The 19,035-nt window shown below is 57.4% G+C and carries 14 protein-coding genes and 1 tRNA gene; 11 read left to right on the forward strand and 4 right to left on the reverse strand.

All coding sequences use genetic code 11. The features are described from left to right. Positions 1-101: 101 nt before the first annotated feature. The 4 genes from O2597_RS18290 to O2597_RS18305 all read left to right on the forward strand — a co-directional run bounded on the left by O2597_RS18290 (position 102) and on the right by O2597_RS18305 (position 5,677). Positions 102-2,255, forward strand: a complete 2,154-nt coding sequence (locus O2597_RS18290) for a SpoIIE family protein phosphatase (RefSeq protein ID WP_269527181.1) — start codon at positions 102-104, stop codon at positions 2,253-2,255. A 113-nt stretch (positions 2,256-2,368) separates the two neighbouring features. Then, positions 2,369-3,376 (forward strand): LacI family DNA-binding transcriptional regulator, encoded by a 1,008-nt coding sequence (locus tag O2597_RS18295; protein WP_269527183.1) that lies wholly within the window; start codon positions 2,369-2,371, stop codon positions 3,374-3,376. Between the two features lie 88 nt (positions 3,377-3,464). Then, positions 3,465-4,247: a M48 family metallopeptidase gene (locus tag O2597_RS18300; protein ID WP_269527185.1), complete on the forward strand. Its 783-nt coding sequence runs from the start codon at positions 3,465-3,467 to the stop codon at positions 4,245-4,247. Positions 4,248-4,303: 56 nt separating this feature from the next. Further along, positions 4,304-5,677, forward strand: coding sequence for a M20/M25/M40 family metallo-hydrolase (locus O2597_RS18305; protein WP_269527187.1), 1,374 nt, complete (start codon positions 4,304-4,306; stop codon positions 5,675-5,677). 519 nt (positions 5,678-6,196) lie between these two features. Here the strand turns inward: O2597_RS18305 and O2597_RS18310 are convergent. Beyond that, the gene (locus O2597_RS18310; protein ID WP_269527189.1) at positions 6,197-6,775 is read right to left on the reverse strand and encodes an OmpA family protein; all 579 of its coding nucleotides are present in this window, start codon (positions 6,773-6,775) and stop codon (positions 6,197-6,199) included. A gap of 89 nt (positions 6,776-6,864) precedes the next feature. Between O2597_RS18310 and O2597_RS18315 the strand changes: the two genes are divergently transcribed. Next, entirely contained in the window at positions 6,865-7,695 is an 831-nt protein-coding gene (locus tag O2597_RS18315; protein WP_269527191.1) for a sirohydrochlorin chelatase, read from the forward strand. A gap of 11 nt (positions 7,696-7,706) precedes the next feature. Here the strand turns inward: O2597_RS18315 and O2597_RS18320 are convergent, their stop codons facing one another. The 3 genes from O2597_RS18320 to O2597_RS18330 form a co-directional block, all read right to left on the reverse strand. Beyond that, complete coding sequence (locus O2597_RS18320; RefSeq protein WP_269527193.1) at positions 7,707-8,351, reverse strand: response regulator; 645 nt, start codon at positions 8,349-8,351, stop codon at positions 7,707-7,709. Between the two features lie 38 nt (positions 8,352-8,389). Then, positions 8,390-8,477: transfer RNA gene (locus O2597_RS18325), tRNA-Ser, on the reverse strand. A gap of 114 nt (positions 8,478-8,591) precedes the next feature. After that, positions 8,592-10,139 carry a YifB family Mg chelatase-like AAA ATPase gene (locus O2597_RS18330; protein ID WP_269527195.1) on the reverse strand — a complete coding sequence of 516 codons (1,548 nt, stop codon included), beginning with the start codon at positions 10,137-10,139 and terminating at the stop codon, positions 8,592-8,594. 91 nt (positions 10,140-10,230) lie between these two features. Here O2597_RS18330 and coaE point away from each other — a divergent pair, with 91 nt between their 5' ends. The 6 genes from coaE to O2597_RS18360 all read left to right on the forward strand — a co-directional run bounded on the left by coaE (position 10,231) and on the right by O2597_RS18360 (position 18,652). After that, positions 10,231-10,812, forward strand: coding sequence for a dephospho-CoA kinase (coaE, locus tag O2597_RS18335; RefSeq protein ID WP_269527196.1), 582 nt, complete (start codon positions 10,231-10,233; stop codon positions 10,810-10,812). 65 nt (positions 10,813-10,877) lie between these two features. Beyond that, positions 10,878-12,764: a transcription termination factor Rho gene (gene rho / locus O2597_RS18340; protein ID WP_269527198.1), complete on the forward strand. Its 1,887-nt coding sequence runs from the start codon at positions 10,878-10,880 to the stop codon at positions 12,762-12,764. A gap of 43 nt (positions 12,765-12,807) precedes the next feature. Next, entirely contained in the window at positions 12,808-14,538 is a 1,731-nt protein-coding gene (locus O2597_RS18345; protein WP_269527199.1) for a GspE/PulE family protein, read from the forward strand. A gap of 29 nt (positions 14,539-14,567) precedes the next feature. Then, complete coding sequence (locus O2597_RS18350; protein WP_269527201.1) at positions 14,568-15,647, forward strand: type IV pilus twitching motility protein PilT; 1,080 nt, start codon at positions 14,568-14,570, stop codon at positions 15,645-15,647. A 32-nt stretch (positions 15,648-15,679) separates the two neighbouring features. After that, positions 15,680-17,368 carry a GspE/PulE family protein gene (locus O2597_RS18355; protein ID WP_269527203.1) on the forward strand — a complete coding sequence of 563 codons (1,689 nt, stop codon included), beginning with the start codon at positions 15,680-15,682 and terminating at the stop codon, positions 17,366-17,368. A gap of 18 nt (positions 17,369-17,386) precedes the next feature. After that, a complete protein-coding gene (locus O2597_RS18360; protein WP_269527205.1) occupies positions 17,387-18,652 on the forward strand; it encodes a type II secretion system F family protein in 1,266 nt (421 codons plus the stop codon). Positions 18,653-19,035: the final 383 nt, after the last annotated feature.

Consider the following 19,035-nt stretch of genomic DNA (forward strand, 5'->3'; position numbering starts at 1 on the left):
ACCGGAAAGCGATCCGTGCCGGGTACTTATGGGCTATGTGCATAGAATCCGGCTTGATTCCACGATGCGTGTCCCCTAACATAAGTATATACCCCAACCCCATGAAATTAAGTATCCGTACCAAGTTGGTCGGTAACCTGATCATTGCGGCAGCCCTGCCCATGACGGTTGCGACGATCATCCTGCTGACACGTGGCTATCATTCGCGCGTCGAGCAGGTGGGGGCGATGTATTCCAGTGAAGCGCGCCATGTGGCGTCGCATCTACAGTTGATCACCGAACGCCAATTGGTGGCTCTGAAAGACTTAATCCGGATGACGGATCTGAGCTCGGACTTGTCAGACTACCAGCGGAATCAAGGGGCGCCGGGTGGGGCGCCGCCCCTGAATCGCGCAACGCTGGAAGAGTACGAGCGACTCTGGCCGGATTTGCCGGCGGACAGTCCATTGCTCCGGCCATTTCTGGATAACTCGATGGCTGTGCGGATGCGTCAATTCCAAAAGAATTATCCGCTGTTCTCCGAGGTGTTCATGACTGACCGGAAGGGCTGTCTGGCGGCTTCGACCTCGAAGACGAGTGATTTCTTTCAAGCCGACGAAATCTGGTGGCAACAGGCATCGATTCTTTCGCGAGGCCAAGCCTGGGTTGACGGTTTGGAGTTGGACGCGAGCAGTCATGTCATCTCGCTGGATGTCTCGATGCCGGTTTGGGATGAATCGGATTCCGAGGAGCCGAACGGTGTGGTGAAGGCCGTCATCGATGCGTCGCCCTTGTTCGGGGCGGTGCCGTACCTGCTGCGTCAAAAAGATGTGGTGCGAGAGATTGTGCGTCCTGACGGGCGGATTCTCTTACGCTTGATGGATATGGACTACCAGGCCAAGGAAGGGCAGTTGCCCGATGAGGCAATGATGGCGATCCTTCGAAATGAGACCGGATGGGACCGGATTGAGATGGAGGACGGGAAGAACTACATGGTGGGGGTGGCCCGTCTGGAACTTTTTGGCGTCTATGAAATCTCGGGGGAAAAGCACGATGCCGAGCCTTTGTTCGCAGTCGTGATGTATCCGTCCGTCGAGGTACTGGCACCGATCCGCTACCAGCTTACGCAGATCGTCGGTATTGGCGGGATCCTCGTCTTAGGCTTCATCCTTGTCGGTGTCCACTTTATCGGTCGGCATTTCATACGTCCGATCCAGACCCTGCAGATGGCTGCGCGCGCAATTTCGCAGTCCGGCGGGCAGATGCAGGAGGCACCAGGACGTGGGCCGGATCGTGTGGAGATCGATGCGCTGGTGTCAGAAGCCGGAAGGATCCGAACGGGCGATGAACTGGAGCAGTTCAGTCGTGATTTCGCTTTTATGGCGGGGAAGCTCCAGAGCTATCAGAAAGAGCTCGAAGCCGACGTGGAGGCGAAGACCGAGGAAATTCAGCAGGATCTGGCCATGGCGCGGGATTTCCAGCAGGCGCTTCTCCGGAAGGATCTGGATCGGGACACGCTTTCGACCAACAGCGTGCTCAGCCTGGATTTTCACCATATCTACCTGCCTGCCGCGGCACTTAGCGGCGACTTCTTTAATGTGATCAAGCTGTCGGCCCATCGTACCGGCATTGTGATTGCCGATGTCATGGGCCATGGTACGCGCTCGGCGCTGGTCACCGCGATTCTCCGGACCCTGATGCAGGAGGCGGCGCGCGACTCGGAGGATCCCGGCAGCTTCCTGTCCTACTTGGGGCGCTCCTTCTACAAGATCGTGAACGACTCCGGACAGCTGGTTTTTGTGACCGCGGCTTACCTGGTCATCGATACCGCCGAGCGAACCATTAGCTGTGCCTCAGCGGGGCATCCGAGCCCGCTGATTGTGAACCGTGAGTCGGGCACGGTGCAGACTTTCTATGACCATTTGCGGGGGAACCCGGCGCTGGGCTTGTATCCGAACGCCCATTACACTGTTTATGAACGTGCGATCAGTTCCGGAGACATGGTCTTCCTGTATACGGACGGGATCATCGAAGCGTCCGGCGTCGACGGTGTCGAATATGGATCCCGGCGGCTGATGTCCTTGATTCGTGGTCATCTGGACGACGACTTGAAAGCCATACTGCACGAGGTTGTCGAGGACATGAGCGCGTATGTACAAGGAGAGGTACTCCAGGATGACGTGTGCCTGATCGGTGTGGAAGCTTGCCAGCAAGCGGTCGTTGAATCTGATGCGGGGCAGAATGCGGACCCGGATACCGTGCCCTTGAAACGATGAGCGCGCGAATATCACCACCGGTCTTCGCCGTCATCAACGGTTCGAGGAACCGTCGACGCATGAAATGAGGATTGTCGGCCTTCGCTTCGGGTATATAATATCGAATTTTTGATATGGCTTCACTAAAAGATATTGCCAACGAATTGGGTGTTTCGAACGCCCTGGTGTCCCGGGTCTTAAGCAACCGGATGGGGACGACCCGGGTGAGTGAAAAGACACGCCAAGCGATCCTTGCGAAAGCCAAAGAGCTGGACTATGAGCCGAATCCCTTGGCGGTGGCATTGAAAAAGGGGCGCAAAGGCGTGGTCGGAGTCTTCCTTCATGGCGTGGGGAGTCCGGGGAGCGAGATAGCCCTGAATTGCATCAAGGCCGCGGGACGGGCTCTTTCGGGCGCGGGGATCAATATGTGGCTGGAGTTGTTCGACAGCGATGCTGAGTTTCGTGCGGTCTGCGATGTAAGCATTTTGCGTAAGGTGGACGGCTTGTTTGTGGCCGGAGCCTATAATGAGGACCTGCTTCGCAGTGTGAATACGATCGTGGCGCATGGCCTGCCGGTGACCATGGCTTGCCATGAGGATGTACGGGAGGTTCTGAACCTGGTGAATTTCACAGTCGACAATGAATTACTGACCTACTTGCCGACCAGGCACCTGTTGGATTTGGGCTGCCGCCGTATCGCACAGATTTCGTGCGGGAATGAAGCACGTCTCGCGGGCTACGAGCGCGCGCATCGGGATGCCGGTATCACGCCGGATCCTGCCCTGACGATTACCACGGACGAGTATAGCACGGAGCAGGGCATTTGGGCGATGGAACAGTTGCTGGACAGTGGTTTGGCATTTGATGGAGTCTGTGCGCATTCGGACGCCCACGCCGCCGGGGCTTACAAGAGCCTGGTCTTAGGTGGGGTGCCCCGTGAACAATGGCCCAAGATGACCGGGGTGGATGATTCCCCGATCGCCCGGCACCTGTCGATGCTCCCACTGACCTCGAGCACCTCGGAGCTTGCGCGCTGTTGCGAACTCGGGGTGGAGGCCTTGGTCAAAATGATCGAGGGCGAAACCTGTGAAGCGGAGGTCGTGCGTCCCCGCCTGAAGGTGAGGCAGTCGACTCTGGGATAGGCCGCCGTCCGGCTGATGCCTTGAACAACGCCGGTAGGATTGCGGCTAAAGGTTGCGCAATGTGAAGGATGTGTCTTTAGTAGCGAACATGCGTATCCGTTTGCTTCTCCTTGTTTCAACCGTGTTAACTGCGCTGGTGGCCTGCCATACCGTTCCACAGACCGGTCGTTCTGCCTTGCAGCTCGTTCCGGAATCGCAGTTGGCGAGCGCGGCGTCTGCACAGTTCGGGCAGTTGAAGCAGGAGACGCCGATTTCGCGGGATCCGACCTATAATGCGATGGTGCGTCGGGTGGGGGACCGTATTGCCTATGCGGCATCGCCGGACATGCCAAATGCCCAATGGGAGTATGTGGTGTTCGATGATGACTCCCAGGTCAACGCCTTTGCCATGCCTGGAGGGAAGGTGGCGGTGTACACCGGACTGTTCAAGGTGGCAAAGACGGACGACGACCTCGCCATTGTGATTGGGCACGAGGTGGCGCACGTGGCCGCGCGGCATGGCGGGGAGCGTGTCTCCCAGCAATTGCTTGCGGCGGGAGGCGCCCTGGCCTTGCAGATCGGAACCAATGACATGAACAGCGACGAGCGTGCCATGATCATGGCCGCTTATGGCGCCGGTGCCACGCTTGGCGTACTTTTGCCCTACAGCCGTTACCATGAGAGCGAGGCCGACGAAATCGGGCTGATCTACGCCGCGAAGGCGGGCTACAATCCGGAAGCGGCCATCGACTTTTGGCAGCGTATGCAGGAGCAACAGTCGGGGTCCGTCCCTGAGTTCCTATCGACACACCCCTCAGGCTCGACCCGTATCGCCCGTTTGCAGCGTATCATGCCGAAGGCCTTGCTTGAGTACGAGCGCAGCAAGAACTAGGGCGCATCCACAGTTGTGGATTGCTATTTGAAGTCGGGGCGCTGCATGATGCAGGCATGTTCAATCCGCTCGAGGCCCTCAAAGACTACATCCGTTTTCCTTCCGTTTCGACAGATCCGGCATATGCCGAAGGCATGAAGGGGGCCCGGTCGTATGCGACCGGTTTGCTGGAGCAGCTGGGCTTTACGGTCGAAGTGGTCGAGACGGAATTACACCCGATCCTGTTGGCGGAACGGCACGGCAACCCGGAATGGCCGCATGTGGTACTTTACGGTCACTACGATGTGCAGCCGGCGGACCCGTTTCATTTGTGGACGAGCGAAGCCTTTGAACCTGTTGTGCGTGACGGGCGTTTATACGGTCGCGGGACGGCTGACAACAAGGGGCCGACGATCGTACACATGGCAGCCTTGGCCCGGGTGCTCAAAGCGCAGCCCGACTTGCCGCTGAATCTGACTTATGTGATCGAAGGTGAAGAGGAGATCGGCAGCCCGAGCATGCCGAAGTTCTTTGACCGGTACGCGGAACGGCTCTCCAAGGCGGACTTCATGTTGGTCTCCGATACCGGTAGCCCAAATGCCGAGCAGATTGTCATTACGACGGCGCTGAGGGGTCTTGTGGATTTTGAGATCAAATTGCGCGGTGCCAAAGTCGACCTGCACTCGGGGATACATGGCGGTGCCGTGTATAATCCGTTGCAGGCACTGGTTGAAATCTGCGCCTCGCTTCATAACACGGATGGTTCGGTCAACGTGCCCGGTTTCTACGACGATGTCCTGCCCGTGTTGGATTGGGAGCGTCAGGAGCTGGAACGCTATCCGGAGACGGAAGAAAGCTACCGTAAGATGCTGGATGTGCCCGCGTTTTTCCCAGCCAACGGGCTTTCGCCTCTGGAGGCGGTGCGCTTTGGACCCACGTTGGAGTTTAATGGGATCGGAGGCGGCTACCAGGGGGAAGGTTCGAAGACGGTCATTCCCAGTGAGGCCTTTGCCAAGATTACCTGCCGGCTGGTTGCCAATCAGGATCCGGTTAAGATCCAGCAGCAGATCATGGATACGATCCGTGAGCGATGCCCGGATGCGGTACAGATCTCGGTTCGGGATGGAGGCATCGCCGAATCCTATCTGGTCGTGCCGCCGGACCGGCCCAATACGCCGGCGGACCAGCCGGAATCACTGGCCCGCGCCTTCAAGTCGGCGGAGCGCTCGATCGAAAAGTCTTTCGGCAAGGCGCCGATCTTCCTGAGGGAGGGGGGCAGCATCCCGGTAATTGCCGACTTTAAGAAACGGGCAGGGCTGGATGCCCTCATGATCGGACTCTTTACGCCGAAGGATAACCTGCATGCGCCGAATGAAAGCTTCGACTTGGGCCTGATGGACAACGCGATCCAGGCCTTCGAGGAGATCATCAAGGACATTGCCGGGGTGTAAGTGCTTCGCGCCGGAGCTCCTCCACCGTTTCGGTACCGCTGGAATGCATTGGGATGGTCATCGACGTGACCGTCGATGATACGTGGAATTGCTGTGGCATGCGGCGTGAGGCAGATGGGTGGGAGTCAGATTAAGAGTAGGTGCAGGGCGGGACGCCCTGCCTCCGTTGTGAAGGGTACAAATGCGGTATCTTGTAGGAGGAGCTATTGCAGTGCTGGTCTCCATGAAGCACATGTGCTGCTCCCACTATCGCGCCCTTGGCAGGTGCAGGGGGCCTGCCCAATTTGTCTTGCACATAGTTCCTCCGCTGCACGCAGGGGAGGGGGACCGCGAAGCGGCCTGCCCTGAGCCTTGTCGAAGCGGCCTGCCCTGAGCCTTGTCGAAGCGGTGGAGGGGTAGCGTGCTTAAGAGCTCCGAGGCGCAGGGCGGGACGCCCTGCCTCCGTTGTTTGCCTCCGAAGGGGCCACAAAAAATCCCGCTTCTGGCGAAGCGGGATTTTGGAAAGTCCTGTGGGTGCGCTTACTCGAGGATGATGAGATCGGCTCGGCGGTCTTGGGAAGAGTCCGACTTGGACAGGCCGCTGGTGGCTTCGAGGCTGCCCTTGGAAAGCGTCTCGATGCGGCTGGGGCTGACACCCAGGGTAACGAGGTAGTCGCTGGCGCTGAGTGCGCGACGGTCGCCGAGAGCCAGATTGTATTCGGCTGTGCCGTACCAGTCACAGTGTCCCTCGATTAGGATCTTGTTGCCGGGGTTCTGCATGAGCTGGTCGGCGGCTTGTTGCAATTTGCCGCGTTCGGAGCCCGCTATGGAAGCGGAATCAAAGCCGAAGTAGACAGAGGGGAGAAGGCCTTCGACCATCCGCCACTGCTTGCCGGTGCTGTCGGTGTAGTAGCCGTCCCCCATGCTGCTGGTTCCGCGGACTTCCAGATCCGGGGTCCAGCCGGTTGTATCCATTGACGGAATAATATCGCCGCCCAAGCCAGCGTTTCTACTGCCCATCGGGTTGTCGGACGGAGTGGGGCCTTGCTTGCGTGTACAAGCGGGTAGGAGGAGCGCTGCGAGTGCCAGCGTCAAAAGTATACGGAGGGACTTCACCATAGTTAGGGGAATCTGGTCACAACATTTGTTTCCCGCAAACATTTTCCTTTGTTTCCCGTAACAAACTTGCTCTCAATGGACTGACACAGATGTCGTACGCTTCGGAAATCTATCTGGTAGACAACGGTTCGCTCCGACCGGAGGCAGTTCGCGGGCTCCGGAGCTTGGCTGCGCGCCTGTCTTTCCGGCTTGGTTTGAAGGTGCGGGCGGTCAGCTTGCTCCATGCGCACAAGATTGACCCGTCGGATTTGGACGGAGTGCCTGCGCCGATCGTGAAGACCGCCCTGCGAGAGTCGCTGGCCGGCGGGGTTCGGCGGATATTTTTCTTGCCACTTTTTCTCGGGCCGAGTCGGGCGATTACCGAATACCTGCCTCAGTTGATCGATGAGGCGCGTGCGGATAATTCCGGATTCGTGGGCCGGATCGCGTTACCGCTGGCTGGGGATGATCCGGAGCAACCGGATCCGCGGCTGGCACGCATGCTGGCGGATTACGTGCGGGCTTCGGTCAGCGAAAGCAATTTCCAGTCGATTGTGTTGGTGGACCATGGTTCGCCGGTTGAGGCGGTCGCCACGGTGCGCAATTCAGTTGCGGCCCAAATGGGGGCGCTGTTGGGGCGGCCGGTACTGGCATCCTCGATGGAGCGGCGTGAAGGGCCGGAATATGCGTTCAACGAGCCCCTGTTGGAGCGAATGTACGAAGTGGATCCCTCGGCCGGCGGAAGCTTGTTGGCGGCCCTGTTTTTTCTCCTGCCCGGCCGGCACGCAGGCCCGGAGGGCGATATCGCGCGGATGCTGGGCGGACTGGTGGCGCGGGGTGCCTATACGCAGGCAGAGATAACACCTTTGCTTTCGGAGCACCCGCTCCTGCTGGAAATCCTGGAGGACCGTCTGAAATCAGTCCTTCAGGCGGAGGCTTGAGGCCGGGAGGCTTAGTTCCCGATGACGATCAGTCCGTTGTTGATGGCGTAGCGGGTGAGGCTGGCCACATCGTGAAGGTCCAGCTTGCGCATGAGGTTGGTGCGGTGGTTTTCCGCCGTTTTCACGCTGATATTGAGCTTGTCCGCGATTTGACGGGTGCTGTTGCTTTCGGCGATTAGTTGAAGAATCTCACGTTCGCGTTTGGTCAGAATGTTGATTCCCGAATCGCTGGACTTGGGATCGGCCATGGCATCGCGAAGGAGCAGGGCGACCTCGGGGCCGAAGTAGCTGCCGCCGCTAGAGACGATTTCGATCCCTTTTCGCAACTCGGTCAGAGGCGCGGATTTTTCCACGAAGCCGTGGGCACCGGCCTGCAGCAGTTCGCGGACGAGGCCCGGTGTTTGGTAACCGGAGAAAATAAGCACCCGAGTGTCGGGCAATTCTTTGGAGAAACGGCGCAGCAGCTCGGTCCCGTTCAGGTTGGGGAGCATGACGTCGAGGATGATGAAGTCGGGCTTCAGTTCCAGGCAGCGGTTGCAACCGACTAGGCCGTCGCCGCTCTCTAGGATAACTTCAAAACGGCTTTCATCCAGGATGGCTTGACTGAGCATTTCCCGGACGGCGGTCTGGTCTTCAATGATCGCTACTGTTTTCATAATGGTAGTGGGAGCGTGGCGGAAACCTCAGATGGGGGTGGCGGAGAGAGAGGGATTCGAACCCCCGGAACCTTTCGGCTCAATGGTTTTCAAGACCACCGCATTCGGCCACTCTGCCATCTCTCCATTGCATGTATAGTTGGTTTGTCTAGGAGCTGATTGTTGAAGTGCAAGTTGTTTAACTGCGAAATGTAGCAAATTTCCAGCTAGTCTGTCATTAAACCTATAAAAAACAAGGGATTAGTAAAACAGATTCCTATCCAAACTACGGTATTGTATAGCTTCGAGCAAGTGGGCGGTGGCGATTTCGGCCGAGTCGGCCAGATCCGCGATGGTCCGGGCGACTTTGAGGATACGGTCGTAGGCCCGCGCCGAAAGCCCGAGCTGTTCCATGGCCCGCTGGAGGAGGTCGCCCTGGTCCTTGTCGATCACGCAATGGCGGCGTATGTCGGCATGTCCCATCCGGGCGTTGCAGCGGGCGGCGGGGGAGACGCCGTTTTGGAATCGTGTCAGCTGGCGGGCCCGCGCGGCCTGACAGCGCTCGCGGATGTCGGCAGAGGCTTCGCCTGGTTGGACGCTGCGCAATTCCTCGATGCGCAGCGCGGGTGCTTCCACATGCAAGTCGATTCGGTCCAGTAAGGGGCCGCTGATCCGGGAGCGGTAGCGCTGTATCTGGGGCACGGTGCAGCGACATTCGCGCGAGGCATCGCCGGCGTAGCCGCAGGGGCAGGGGTTCATGGCACAGACCAGCATGACCGAGCAGGGCAGGGTGACTTTACCTGCACTGCGTGAGATTGTCACCTGCCCGTCTTCCAGCGGTTGGCGCAGGACTTCGAGTGCGGAGCGCTTAAACTCGGGCAGTTCATCCATAAAGAGCACGCCATTGTGGGCCAGGGATATTTCACCGGGGCCGGGAATGCTGCCACCTCCCAGCAAGCCGACATCGCTGATGGTATGGTGTGGCGCCCGGAATGGCCGCTGAAAATAGCGGTTGCGGCTGTTCAGTGTGCTTCCGGCCGCGGATTGGATGCTGAGTATTTCGAGGAATTCGTCGAGGTCCGGCTCCGGCATGATGCCGGGGATGCGTTTGGCAATCATTGATTTTCCGGAGCCAGGCGAGCCGATCATGAGGAGATTGTGCCCGCCGCTGACGGCAATCTCGACGGCCCGGCGGACGGCGAGTTGTCCCTTTACGTCGGCGAAGTCGGGGCGTTCGTCGTCAGGGGGCGGTTGGTAAAACCGGCTTTCCGACGAGGCGATGGGGGGGATTTTACGCTCGCCGTTCAGGAAGCGGACGGTCTCGTCCAGGCTCCGGACGGGGTAAACGTCGATCCCGTCAACCAGTGCGGCTTCATCGGCGGATTCTGCGGGGACAATGATGCCTTGTTTGCCAGAATTGCGGGCGAGGAGGGCCATGGCCAGGGCACCTTTGACCGGGCGTGTCCGGCCGGAAAGGCTGAGTTCCCCCGCGATGAGATAGCTACCGAGCGTTTCGTCGGCGCACTGTTTCATGGAGGCGAGGATCCCCACTGCGATCGGGAGATCATAGGCCGGGCCTTCCTTGCGCAGGTCGCCGGGGGCCAGGTTGATGGTGGTTCGGGTGCCGGGCATGCGGTACCCGCTGTTGCAAATGGCTGAGAAAACACGGTCTTGGGATTCCTTCACCGCGGTGTCGGGAAGGCCGACCAAAATAAATTTGAGTTCCCCTGCTTCTCCTGTATTCACCTCGACTTGAACAGGATACGCATCCACCCCCAATAGGGCGGCTGAATGTGTGATGCCTAGCATATTTATTATTCGTTAGTTTTTGTAGAGTGAACAGTTTTCCACATCTGTCTATGCAATACTGGGCAAGGGGGCTTCAAACCGGGGCTTGCCAATGAAAGTCGGGCTGACCGGCGGGATTGGCTGCGGTAAGTCGACAGTTGTTCAACTCTTTGAAAGAGAAGGGTTTCGAACGATTGAGTCGGATGCCGTTGTGCGCGAACTGCTCAACTCGGATCCCGTGGTTCTGGCTGCGTTGGAGTTCCGTTGGGGGAGCGATGTGCTGCTGAAGGACGGCGGGGCTGATCGCAAGGCGGTGGCGGAGCGGGTTTTTCGTGATACTGCCGAGCTGAAATGGCTGGAGGAACTGCTGCACCCGCTTGTGCGCGAGTCCTGGCTCGGGGCTGTCGAGGCGGAGCCGGGTGCGGAGTGGCTTGTTGAGATTCCGCTGCTGTTTGAAAAAAGGCTTGAAACGTTGTTTGATTTGACTGTCTGTGTAGCCAGTCCTGATTCACTGGTGGAGACCCGCATGCGGGCCCGTGGCTACTCAAGCGATGAAATTGAGCGGCGCCGTCGCCAGCAAATGCCACTGGATCAGAAAATAAGCCGTGCGGATTATGTCCTGTCGAATGCCGGAAGTCTTGAATTCCTGAAACAACAAACCGTCTGTCTCGTTCAAACCCTACGGGGGGGCTGAGCGCAGCGGAACCGGCATCTGTCGCAATCCGCATCCCTCTATTAGATATCCTGTCCGATCAATATATGAGTTCTGAAGAAGAAAATATGGATGGCCTTCCGGGTGAAGGCGCCCCAGTAGAGCTTTCGGAGGGTGCTTCGCGCCCCGTAAAGAAAAAGGCTGCGAAGAAACGTGCCGCGAAAAAGAAGGCTGCGAAAAAGAAGGCTGCCAAGAAGGTTGCGAAGAAGTCCGAAGACGAGTTGGAGCTGGACCTGCCGATGGAAGGGCGCATGTCTTTCTCGCCGGACGACGATGATGAAAGCCCAGTCGTGGAGTCGCGGGCAAAGCCATCTGCCCCTGCCCCGGCGCGTGAGAAGCCGGCCGCTGCCGCGCCGAAGCAGGAGGACGTGCCTCAACCGCGCACGGATTCTGCCCCGAGGCAGGACGGCAACCAGGGACAAAAGTCCTATGGACCGGGTGGTTCAGGTGGGCATGGGAACCACAATAATCCGAACAACCGGAACAAGCACTTCAACAAGAACAAGAAGAACAAAAACAAGAATAAGCAGCAGCGCTGGCAGAATAAGAAGAGGCGTTCGCGCGAAGAGGAGGCAGCGATCGAGCTGGGGGAGCTGCCTGAGTTTGAGTTGCTGGAGGACTTTGAGGCGATTCGCGGGCTGGCCGAGGGTATTTCCGGAGGCGGCGATCCGCTGGACTTTGACCATGTGTACAACCTGCCTTTACCGGAACTGCGCGAACTGGTGCAGACACTTTCCCTCGAGACGCCGCATGCACCGAACCGCGACCAGCTGATCAATGCGGTTGTTCGGCAGGCCTTTGAGGCCAAGGCCCCGATTATGACTACCGGCGTGCTCGACCTGCTGGAAGACGACGAGGGCGGCATTTTGGTCTATCAGCGGGACAGCTACCGCATCAAGGCCCTGTCTGTCTATGTGCCGCAAACGCTGATCGAACACTATGGCCTGCAGCGCGGGCACATCGTGCGAGCCCAGATTCATGCCCACCGTGAAAATGAGAGCTGCCCCTTTGTCGTTCGGATTGACTCTGTCATGGGGCGTGACCCCGAGACGCTGAGCGAAATCGTACCTTTCACCGAGCGTGTGCCGTACTATCCGACCTCCCGTATCCTGATGGAGACGGATTCGGACTCCAAGTGGGATAACCTCTCGATGCGGGTGGTTGACTGCCTGACTCCGGTCGGCTTTGGCCAGCGGGGGCTGATTGTGGCTCCGCCGCGTACCGGTAAGACCGTGCTCATGCAGGGAATGGCCAATTCCATCCAAAAGAACTATCCCGATGCCCATCTGATCATCCTTTTGATCGACGAGCGACCGGAAGAAGTGACGGATTTTCGTCGTCAGGTGCGTGGGGAAGTCATCAGTTCGACCTTCGACGAGTCTGCCGAGAGCCACGTGCATGCCGCTGAAATGGTCATTGAAAAGGCCCGGCGAATGGTGGAAGTCGGAGAGGATGTGGTCATCCTGCTCGATTCGGTCACCCGTCTGGCCCGCGCCTATAACACGATGATGCCGAATAGCGGCAAGATCCTGTCCGGTGGTGTGGAGGCCAATGCCCTGCAAAAACCCAAGCGTTTCTTCGGATCCGCCCGAAATATCGAGGATGGCGGCAGCCTGACCATTATCGCCACGGCGCTGGTGGAAACCGGCAGCAAGATGGATGAAGTGATCTTCGAGGAGTTCAAGGGGACCGGCAATATGGAACTGCATCTGGACCGTGGACTCTCCGATAAGCGGATTTTCCCGGCCTTGAGCATGGACCGGAGCGGTACCCGGAAGGAGGAACTGCTCTATCATCCCGATGAAATGCAGAAAATTTATTCATTGCGCCGCGCTATGAAAGGCCTACCGTCCACTGATGCCATGGAAATGCTCATTCAGCGTATCAAGAAAACCAAGACAAACGCGGAGTTCTTGATGAGTGTGGCGCGTTAGTCTATTTTCACCATATCTCATATAACCCTGTTAACATCGATCTGTGACCTCAGCCGACGAATTCGTCCTACAACTTCTCATTGATAAAGGCTTAATTGACGATGCTGCTGTCGAGGAAGCGCGCGAAGCGACTGCGTCCGAAGACTCGGCAGAGCCTGATACGCTTGCTCTGGAGCACCTCGTCAAGGAAGAGCGTGTCACACAGCAGCAGATCGCCGAAGCCCTGGCCGACGAGTTCAATATGGATCTCGTGGATCTTGAGCAGGTGCGCGTGTCCAGCGAAGCGCTGCATGTGGTGCCTTACGATTTGGCCAATCGCTATAAGGTGTTTCCCTTGGAAGCGCACGAGAGCGAGGTTGAACTGGCGATTTGCGATCCGCTGGATATGGACGCGATTGACAGTATCAGTCACGTGATCAAGCGTTCGGTGCTGACCCGTATCGCACCTCTGGACGCGATCGAGCGCGCGATCAACGAGAATTACGACAAGAGCCAGACCCGCGAGATGAACGACATCTTCTCGGGCATGGATGGCTCCGAGAGCGAAGACGGCAAGGCGCCGAGCTTCGAGTTGCCCACCGGCGAGGAGTCCAGTGTCGGCGAAGAGGAAGCCCCGATCATTCGCTATGTGCACATGGTGATCTCGGAAGCGCTCAAGCGCCGTGCTTCGGATATTCACATGGAACCGCTGGAGAAGCGTTTCCGGGTCCGTTACCGGGTGGACGGTGTGCTGCATGAGGTGGAGAACCCGCCGAAGCGATTGCAGCCGTCGATTGTTTCCCGGATCAAGCTGATGTCGAATGTGAGCATCGCGGAAAAGCGCGTGCCTCAGGACGGTCGGATCAACATCAAGGTCGGCAGCAAGGTGATCGACCTTCGTGTCTCGACCCTGCCCACCGCGTTTGGCGAAAGTATCGTCATGCGTATTCTGGACAAGGAAGGCCTGCGTCTTGGCTTGCCGGAACTGGGTTTCTTCAGTGACGACCAAGCGACTTTCGAGCGTATTATTTCGCTGCCCGACGGCATCTTCCTGGTCACCGGGCCGACCGGTTCGGGTAAGTCCACGACTTTGTATTCCGCCCTGAATTATATCAACCATCCGGACCGCAAGATCATTACGGTGGAAGATCCGGTGGAATATGAAATGACCGGTATCAACCAGGTGCAGGTGCGCCGCGAAGTCGGCATGACCTTCTCTGCTGCGCTTCGCTCCATGTTGCGTCAGGCCCCCAATATTATCATGGTGGGGGAAATTCGGGACAAGGAGACCGCCGAGATTGCGGTGAATGCCTCGCTCACCGGTCACATGGTCTTTAGTACGCTCCACACGAATGATGCGCCCAGTGCGGTCAGCCGTTTGATTGATATCGGGATCAAGCCCTTCCTTGTGTCGGCATCGGTTCGTGCGGTCATGGCTCAGCGTCTGGTGCGTCGTATCTGTCCGAACTGCAAGAAGCCCGATATGCCGGAAGAACGCTTGCTGAACTCCTTGGGGATTCGTCCCGACCAGTTGGCGGATGCGACCTTCATGAAGGGCGAGGGCTGCCCGAAGTGTAACGCCGGTTTCCGTGGACGTGTGGGTATCTTCGAGATGTTTAACATCAACGAAGAGCTGCAGCAGATGATTTATGAAGAGGCCAGCCTTGTGGCGATCCGTGAAAAAGCCCGTGAAATGGGGATGCGGTCGATGCGTGAGGATGGTATTCGCAAAGTGTTGGCGGGTGTCACCACGGCCGAGGAAGTGCTTCACGTGACTGTTGCCGATTCCGTTTAAACCAAGTTTTCCTGAATCAAAGGACTGATATGAGTTATGAAATGAACGACCTGCTCGAACTGATGGTGGATCAGGGGGCGTCCGATCTTCATATTCAAGTTAATCAGCCGCCGACACTGCGGATCGATGGGGGAATGACTCCGGTCGATGGCCCAAAATTGAGCCCGCAGGATACCGAGGACTTGATGAAGGCCATCACTTCGGCGACCAATCAGGAGCGCTTGAAGACCACTGGGGGGGCTGACTTCGGTTTCGCCTATTTGGACCTGGCTCGTTTCCGTGTGAGTGTGTTGCGAGCCAAGGGCAACTACGGCATGGTCCTGCGCCAGATTCCCAAGGATCTCTTTACTTTGGCCGATATTGGTCTGCCGGAACGGATCAAGGAGCTGATCAGCCGTCCGCGCGGCCTTATCCTGGTGACGGGCCCGACAGGCTCCGGTAAATCGACGACGCTGGCTTCGATGATCAACTGGATCAACGAGCACATGGACGGTCATATCATTACGATTGAAGACCCGATCGAATATTTCCATGACCATAAGAAGTCGATCGTGACCCAGCGTGAGGTGGGCAACGACGTGGGCAGTTTCTCCGAAGCCATCCGTGGCGCCTTGCGGCAGGATCCGGATGTCATTCTGGTTGGGGAAATGCGTGACCTGGAGACGATTGAAGCTGCGGTGGGCGCGGCTGAGACCGGTCACTTGGTCTTTGCCACTCTGCACACGACCGGTGCGGCCCGTACGGTGGACCGGATTGTGGATGCCTTCCCGGCTCACATGAAGGACCAAATCCGGACTCAGTTGGCATCCTCAATTGTTGCGGTTATTTCCCAGGTGCTTTGCAAGAAGATCGGCGGCGGGCGTGTGGCGTCCTTTGAAATCATGGTGACGACCACCTCGATCGCGCAGCTCATTCGTGAGAATAAGACCTACCGGATCGCTTCCGATATCCAGACCGGGGCGACCCACGGCATGATCAGTCTGGATGCGCACCTGATGAGCCTGTTCAATCGCGGCCTGATCAGTCCCGAAGAGGCCCTTTCGAAGTCCCAAAATGCCGCAGACATGCGGAAAAACCTTATTGAAAACGGTGCGAAGTTCGCCCGCTAGTTCTTACCTTTCTACAGACAAGTTAGTCCCCAATGTTCGAAGACCATAACGATACCGTCTACGAGATCCTCAAATCCACAGAATTGCTGGACCAGAGTCAGCTCGACGAGATGAACGAGACCCACCTGCACACGGGAAAGTCGCTGGCGGATGTCGCCATTGATTCCGCGGTGGTGGAGCGCACAGCGATTCTCTCTGCTGTGGCGGATTACCTGGGCTATGAGTATGTCGGGGATCCGCCAACCTCGATTCCGGAGGAAGTCGCGTCGACGGTGCGTGCCAGCGTGGCGCGAATGTATGCGGTGGTGCCTTACAAGGTGGACAATACCTCGGTCACCCTGCTGGCGAAGGACCCTTTCAATCCCAGTATTATCGATGACCTGACCTTCACCTTGAATAAGGACATCATGATCAGCGTCTGCGATCCGGACTACATGGATTCGCTGATCGTCAGTACCTATGGTGAAGAGGATTCTTCGGTGGATGACATTCTCGGTGACTTGGGGGACAGTTTCTCGCAGGTGGAAGAGGACATGTCGGAAACCGACCTGACCGATCTGGCCAACCAGACCCCGATCATTCGTTTTGTGAACCTTGTTCTGCAACAGGCGATCAACGACAAGGCTTCGGACATCCACTTCGAACCTTTTGAGGATCAGTTCCGTATCCGCTACCGGATTGACGGTGCGCTCTACGAAATGGCGCCTCCGCCGCGCAATCTTGCGGTACCGGTCATTTCCCGTATCAAGGTGCTGTCCAGTATGAACATCTCGGAGCGCCGGATACCACAGGACGGTCGTATTAAAATGACGATTGCCGGTCGACCGGTGGACCTTCGTGTGTCGACCCTGCCCACCCAGTTCGGCGAAAGTGTGGTGCTTCGTGTGCTCGACAAGTCAGTGGTCAATCTCGACCTCGATGCGCTCACCATGCCGGATGATATTCTCACGACCATCCGTGATCTGGTGGATCGTCCGAACGGTATTTTCATTGTCACCGGACCCACGGGTTCGGGGAAGACGACGACACTTTACAGTGCGCTGCGTGAGGTTAATACGGTCGATACCAAGATCCTGACCGCGGAAGATCCCGTTGAGTATGAGATCGACGGAATTATGCAGGTGGCGGTCAACCACCAGGTTGGGCTGGACTTTTCCCGTGCCTTGCGGGCGTTCCTCCGTCAAGACCCTGACAAGATCATGGTCGGGGAGATTCGTGACCTTGAAACCGCTCAGATTGCGGTGCAGGCTTCGCTGACCGGTCACGTGGTTTTGAGCACGCTGCATACGAATGACGCGCCGGGCGCGGTCACGCGTCTGATCGATATGGGCCTGGAGCCCTTCCTTATTTCCGCTTCGCTAGAAGCGATTCTGGCCCAACGTCTGGTTCGCCGGATCTGCCGTAGTTGCCGCACCGCCTATGAGCCGGGTCAGGACCTGATCGATCTGCTCGATGTGGACCCTCTGGAGATCGCCGACAAGGATTTCTACTATGGTGAAGGCTGCCACGAGTGCAGCAAGACCGGTTACAAGGGACGGATTGGCCTCTTTGAGATGGTTGTCGTGACCAATGCGATCCGCGAGCTGATCAACCACCGTGCACCGACGCTTGCGATCAAGCAAAAAGCGTTGGAGCAGGGCATGCGAAGCTTGCGTGACGATGGCCTGCGTGCCATTTTCGACGGAAATACCACCATTGAAGAAGTTCTGAAATACACCTAATTATCGGAGATTCACCCCATGCCTAAGTTTAAATATACTGCGATTGATCAGTCCGGGAAGCAAAAGACCGGTACGATCGATGCCGCAAGCCAGGAGGATGCAAACGCCAAGATCAGCGCCATGGGCCTGATGGCAACTAATGTGGCTGCGGCCGGTGGCGATGGCCCCGCCAAGGTTAAGCGCACCTCATCCCGTACGAAATCCTCCAGCGCCAAAAAGGGCGGCGGTTTTTCGTTCGGTAAAGTGCTGAAGCAGGAGGAACTGACCACTTTTACGCGTCAGTTGGCAACGCTGCTTGAAGCTGGCCTGCCCCTGCTACGCTCTCTTGAAGTGCTGGTGCGCCAAGAGCGCAATCTTCGCTTCAAGGGCATTCTCGAACAAATCTCTGACCAGGTGAAGTCCGGTAATTCCTTTTCGGACGGCTTGTCCCAGCACCCCAAGGTGTTTGACCGTCTTTATGTCAACATGATCAAGGCCGGTGAGGCCGGTGGTGTGCTTGACGTCGTGCTGGCTCGTTTGGCCGGTTTCATGGAAAAAGCCCAAAAGACCAAGAAGAAGGTCAAGTCGGCGATGGTCTATCCGGTTGTCGTGGTCGCGGTGGCGGTTTCGATCGTTGCCCTGCTCATGGTTGTCGTGGTGCCCAAGTTCCAGTCGATTTTCGATGATATGCTTGAAGGTGCGGCTCTCCCCGCGCCGACCCAGTTGGTCATCACCATTAGTAATTTCCTGCGCGACAATATCATCATCTCTTTTATCTTGGCGGTTTGTGTGGTGGTAGGCTTTAAGTTCCTGCTTAACACCTCGTTCGGTTCGAAGATCTTTAACTGGTGTTCGATCAACCTGCCGAAGGTGGGGGATCTGGTGCGTAAGGTGAACATCGCCCGTATCACACGCACCTTCGGTACCCTGCTTTCCAGTGGTGTGCCCATCCTGCAATCCATCAATATTACCAAGGACATCACTGGGAATGTCTATTATGCGAATGCGCTTACCCGCGTGCATGATTCCGTGCGTGACGGTGAGTCCGTGTCCGCTCCGATGGAGCGTGAGACCGTCTTCCCCAATATGGTGACCAGTATGGTGGACGTGGGGGAGGAGACCGGTAAGCTCGACGAGATGCTGAACCGTATCGCGGACAACTACGACGAAGACGTGGATAATGCGGTGGCCGGGATCACCTCGATCATCGAGCCCGTGATGATTGTGTTCCTCGCTCTGGCGGTCGGTTTCATCGTTATCGCGCTCTTCCTGCCGATCGTTGAGATCATCAAGCAACTGACCTAAGTTCAGTTCAGATTCTTTTCAGGCGCGTCGGACTCCGGTCCGGCGCGCTTTTTTGTGTCATCGTCGATTTCCGGGAAAGTGCGGCCTTGGACATGAGTCCTTCTGTACCCAGACCCCTCCGTCTGCGACAAGCGCAGACACCTCCCCTTGAAAAGAGGAGGAGCTTTTATTTTGCAGCCTCCATCTGGAGTGATTCGTGTGGCACCCTTACTAAACGCGTTGCCATCAGGAGCAAACCACACACCAAACTCCTCCTCTGCTTGCAGCAACTGTGTCTTTATACAAGTTGTTTTTCATAATTTTTCAGCAGGGACTGTATGTGAATGAGTAGCTTTCGCATGGCCGCAGTGATGGCCCATTTGTAAGGCTTTCCTTTTTCGAAC

Source organism: Coraliomargarita parva (assembly GCF_027257905.1).
Taxonomy (GTDB): Bacteria; Verrucomicrobiota; Verrucomicrobiia; order Opitutales; family Coraliomargaritaceae; genus Coraliomargarita_A; species Coraliomargarita_A parva.

Bases quoted from the DNA above. Each gene is read 5' to 3' on its own strand.
- O2597_RS18290 (WP_269527181.1), top strand. From the start codon at position 102: ATGAAATTAAGTATCCGTACCAAGTTGGTCGGTAACCTGATCATTGCG.
- O2597_RS18295 (WP_269527183.1), top strand. From the start codon at position 2,369: ATGGCTTCACTAAAAGATATTGCCAACGAATTGGGTGTTTCGAACGCC.
- O2597_RS18300 (WP_269527185.1), top strand. From the start codon at position 3,465: ATGCGTATCCGTTTGCTTCTCCTTGTTTCAACCGTGTTAACTGCGCTG.
- O2597_RS18305 (WP_269527187.1), top strand. From the start codon at position 4,304: ATGTTCAATCCGCTCGAGGCCCTCAAAGACTACATCCGTTTTCCTTCC.
- O2597_RS18310 (WP_269527189.1), bottom strand. From the start codon at position 6,775: ATGGTGAAGTCCCTCCGTATACTTTTGACGCTGGCACTCGCAGCGCTC.
- O2597_RS18315 (WP_269527191.1), top strand. From the start codon at position 6,865: ATGTCGTACGCTTCGGAAATCTATCTGGTAGACAACGGTTCGCTCCGA.
- O2597_RS18320 (WP_269527193.1), bottom strand. From the start codon at position 8,351: ATGAAAACAGTAGCGATCATTGAAGACCAGACCGCCGTCCGGGAAATG.
- O2597_RS18330 (WP_269527195.1), bottom strand. From the start codon at position 10,139: ATGCTAGGCATCACACATTCAGCCGCCCTATTGGGGGTGGATGCGTAT.
- coaE (WP_269527196.1), top strand. From the start codon at position 10,231: ATGAAAGTCGGGCTGACCGGCGGGATTGGCTGCGGTAAGTCGACAGTT.
- rho (WP_269527198.1), top strand. From the start codon at position 10,878: ATGAGTTCTGAAGAAGAAAATATGGATGGCCTTCCGGGTGAAGGCGCC.
- O2597_RS18350 (WP_269527201.1), top strand. From the start codon at position 14,568: ATGAGTTATGAAATGAACGACCTGCTCGAACTGATGGTGGATCAGGGG.
- O2597_RS18355 (WP_269527203.1), top strand. From the start codon at position 15,680: ATGTTCGAAGACCATAACGATACCGTCTACGAGATCCTCAAATCCACA.
- O2597_RS18360 (WP_269527205.1), top strand. From the start codon at position 17,387: ATGCCTAAGTTTAAATATACTGCGATTGATCAGTCCGGGAAGCAAAAG.